4 protein-coding genes are annotated in these 3,860 nt (G+C 59.8%); all 4 read right to left on the bottom strand.

The features are described from left to right. Window positions 1-137: 137 nt before the first annotated feature. Entirely contained in the window at window positions 138-1,649 is a 1,512-nt protein-coding gene (arfA, locus tag ACWGS9_RS34145; protein WP_454509338.1) for an arabinosylfuranosidase ArfA, read from the bottom strand. Window positions 1,650-1,782: 133 nt separating this feature from the next. Continuing rightward, window positions 1,783-2,289 carry a hypothetical protein gene (locus ACWGS9_RS34140; protein WP_454509337.1) on the bottom strand — a complete coding sequence of 169 codons (507 nt, stop codon included), beginning with the start codon at window positions 2,287-2,289 and terminating at the stop codon, window positions 1,783-1,785. A gap of 86 nt (window positions 2,290-2,375) precedes the next feature. Continuing rightward, a complete protein-coding gene (locus ACWGS9_RS34135; RefSeq protein ID WP_454509336.1) occupies window positions 2,376-2,567 on the bottom strand; it encodes a hypothetical protein in 192 nt (63 codons plus the stop codon). 974 nt (window positions 2,568-3,541) lie between these two features. Then, window positions 3,542-3,860 (bottom strand): helix-turn-helix domain-containing protein (locus tag ACWGS9_RS34130; RefSeq protein WP_454509335.1); only part of this gene is annotated, 319 nt, incomplete at its 5' end.

Genomic DNA, 3,860 nt, shown 5'->3' with positions numbered 1-3,860 from the left:
TGTGCCTGCTCATCGCCGCGCTTCAATGCCAGCCGAAACCACGCGCCGCCTGACGCGCTTCATTGTTCACGGGCGACGAACTACTGTCCAGTTTTTCCGAAATACGCCAGTTCCATTTGATAGGCTCTCGCGTGAAGTCAGAGCTTCAGGCGGATCATCTGGTAGGAATAGGGTGGCAGCGCCATGCTCAGCTTGCTGCCCCCCACAGAGGCGCCGGTCCCCTTCCTGGGCCTGACATTGTTGGGGTTCCCGGCCGAATTGACGGCTTTCAGATCCGCGTGCGCCATCAGCTGATGGTCAACGATGTAAGCCGCACCGAAGCCGGAGATGTCGATGACGGTTTCGATTTCCTCGCTCGAATGGCGGTTGATGGCAAAGAAGGTGACATGGCCGGTTTCCGTGTCATGCACGCCGGCGACGTCGACATAAGACACGTCGCCGGCGACGGTGGACCTGTAGCTCGGGCTTTCCACCTTGAGATCCAGCGCATTGCCGCGGCCGTAGATCGAGGCATAGAGATATGGATAGAAGATCGTCTGGCGCCATGCCGGGCCATTGGGAACGGTCATGATCGGCGCGATGACGTTGACCAGTTGCGCCAGGCACGCGATCTTGACCACGTCGGAACGACGGATGAAGGTGTTGAGGATCAGGCCAACCTGCAGCACGTCCTCGAAATTGTAGATGTCTTCGAGCAACGGCGGGGCAAAGGGCCAGCCGTTATTGCCGCCAAGGATCTTCCTGTCCTGGTCCGTGGAATGGTACCAGACGTTCCATTCGTCGAACGAGATGTAGACCTGTTTCTTGGAGCGCTTCTTCGCCTTGATATAGTCGATGACGCCGGCGACCGAGACGATGTAGTCGTCGAGCTTCTGGTTCATGGCGAGATAGTTCGGCGCGTCATTGGCTTCGTTGTTGAAATACATGTGCAGCGAGATGTAATCCACCTCGTTATAGGTGTGGTCGAGAACGGTCGCCTCCCATTCCGGGTAGGTCGGCATCTTGGCATGTGACGAGCCGCAGACCACGAGTTCGAGGGACTGCGAGAAGGCACGCATCGCCTTGGCGGTCTCGTGGGCCAGGCGGCCATACTCGTCGGCGGTCTTGTGGCCGATCTGCCAGGGGCCGTCCATTTCGTTGCCAAGACACCAGAGCTTGACGTCAAAGGGCTCCTTGCGACCGTTGGCGATGCGCTTGTCGCTCCACTCGCTGCCGCCGGGATGATTGGTGTATTCCAGAATGTTGCGGGCTTCGTCGAGGCCACGCGAGCCGAGATTGACGGCAAGCATCATCTCGGTGTTGGCAGAGGCGCACCAGTCGGCGAATTCATGCAGGCCGACTTCGTTGCTCTCCGACGTGTGCCAGGCAAGGTCAAGGCGCACCGGGCGCTCTTCCTTGGGGCCGACGCCGTCTTCCCAATTGTAAGCGGACACGAAATTGCCGCCGGGATAGCGCACGACCGGAACATTGAGTTCCCTCACGAGATCGATGACGTCCCGACGCATGCCATTGTCATCCGCCGTGGCGTGACCGGGCTCATAGATACCAGTGTAGACCGCCCGCCCAAGATGCTCGATAAAGGACCCGTAGAGCCTCGGATCGATTTTCGAGACCACATAACGCGGATGCGCCGTAACCGCCGCTTTCATGCATTTCCTCCGATGGTAAACATGATGATTTAAATCATCTTATTCGATATAAAAGGGAAGCAGGCTCCATTCGTCAAGCGACATTCAATGGGCCTGCACAGCCGCGCGCTAGTCAAAGGGTCTGCGACATACATTAGAGCCCTCTCACAGAAGGCGTTGGAAATGCGGGTAATTCCGGTTTCGCGATGCAATCGAGGCGATCAAAGACCACTTGTCGGAACTGGATGAAGTCAATCTCCTGGCGCTCGATAACCGCCTGCCAAGGAACGCTCCCGCAGGCAGCGCGGAAGCGATGATGGTTGTGCTGGTTCAGCGGGAGGTGGAAAGTCGCAGAGCCGTTTGAGCTCACTTGCTTGGCTTCACCGTCACGAACATTCTCGTGCCATTTTCTAGGGGAAGCGACGAGATCCGCTTCCCACGCGAGTTCCCCGGCACCGGCTTGAATCAACACAGTTTGTGTGCCGCAGGTTTTAAGTGCGGCGCGCTTCGCTTCGCGCACAGCAGACTGCCAAGCCCCCGGGGCCGCGGACAGCTCGTGACGGCGCGCCTCGATTCCAAAACCGACCCTCCACTTTTGAAAGGCAATCCGCGAACTTGCGGTGCGTTGATCATCATTACGTCGCTCTTCTGATTGCAGCATTTCCCATCGTCCTCTTTCAACCGGCCGAGCCTCGACCGGCCAGTCGCCAATGGCCTCCGACGGAACCGTAAAAACGACGCTCGAGGTCACGACCCCGGATCGCTCGGGGTGATCATGTCGCCCTCATCGATCATTCGGATACCGGCCACGCCATCGATCGGTGAGGAGATCGTGGCATAGCCGAGCTGGGTCTGCGCGCTTTCGAGGGCGGCCTTGTCCACCAGGTTCATGGCCTCGGTCTGGGCGATCTGCGCCTTCTGCGGTCTGGCTGGAGGCAAAGCCCTTCTGTACCGGTTGCGAAATGCGTTGCAGATCGGCCTGGGCATTGGCGAGCAGAGCATGGTCCTTGGCCAGATTGGCCTCGGCCTGATGCGAGGGGCCGACTATGGCTTTCGGGTCCAGATGAGCGAGCACTTCGTTGGCATGCACCGTCTGGCCTTCCGTGAACACGATGTCGTTGATCTGCCCGCTGACATGCGGCTTGACCGTCACGCTGTTGAAGGGCTGTACCGTCCCCAGCCCGGTGACCTGGATCGGAATGTTTCCCAACCGTGCCTGAGCCGCGCCGACCGGCGTTGGGGGGCGTCGGTGCCGCAGGGGAGACTGCCGCCGCCGAAGGACTCGCACCGACAGAGGCATAGGCCGCGCAGGCGCCACCGCTACATAGGGCGATAGCAAACAACAGGAGGAAGAAACGCGAGCGGCGAGGCCGCGGCGCCATCGGAACGGGCGCCGGTCCCATCGGCTCGTGCTGCTTGTCTGAAAGCTGTTCATTCATTGAGCTCTCCTTGTCGAACACGCAACGCGATGGCACTGTCTTGTTGCACGGCAGCACTACGCCGTAGAGCCGGCTGCGCTATTAAAATCCGTGTGAAGAAATGGGGGCGTCGGCGAGCGACGGGCCAGCTCTCAACCCCTACCGCCCCTACTTGATCCCATTGAAGAAGCTGGTCGGCAGCGTTGCGTGCGCTCGACGGCAAGGAAGAAACCGTGAATGGAGCTCTGCGGGCCAAGATCAGGGCCTCGATCGAGGATACCCGGCGTTGGCATTCTCTGTTGCCTCTCAGCAGGAGTGAGATGCCGGCTTCGCTGCATGCCCAGCCCACGTCGGGTCTTCACGCATCACGCGCGCGTGCTGACGCGAGTGCTAGGCGCGCGTGCATGTCCAGGTACAGCCCGCCATTGCCGAGAGCGGAAATGCCGAGTTCCGCTGCTTGCAACTTCTGGGGCTCAAAACGCGACGACCAGCCATTCAGTCCCCGCAGCGTTCCTCCAGCCTGCTCACGCTTGCCAGGCTGATGTGCCACTTGTTTGCAATGCTGATCACGCCATCGGTTCGCAACCTGGTCAATTCGCGGCTCACGGTCTCGATGGTCAGTCCGAGAAAGTCGGCAATGTCGGCGCGTGTAACCGGGAGATCGAAGCTTATGGAGCTTGCCAGACGGTTAGCGGGATCGATGTAAGTGGCCACCATGAGAACAAAGCTTGCAACCTTTTCGGATGCCGTCTTGCGCCCCAACGCCGTCATCCAGTCGCGCGCCTCATCGAGTTCATTTAGCGCGTGTCCGAGC

This window comes from Mesorhizobium sp. Arg314 (assembly GCF_053714275.1).
Note: the sequence above shows the minus strand (reverse complement) of the source record. Positions and strands in the feature narration are given on the sequence as shown.

Bases quoted from the DNA above. Each gene is read 5' to 3' on its own strand.
- arfA (WP_454509338.1), bottom strand. From the start codon at position 1,649: ATGAAAGCGGCGGTTACGGCGCATCCGCGTTATGTGGTCTCGAAAATC.
- ACWGS9_RS34140 (WP_454509337.1), bottom strand. From the start codon at position 2,289: ATGCTGCAATCAGAAGAGCGACGTAATGATGATCAACGCACCGCAAGT.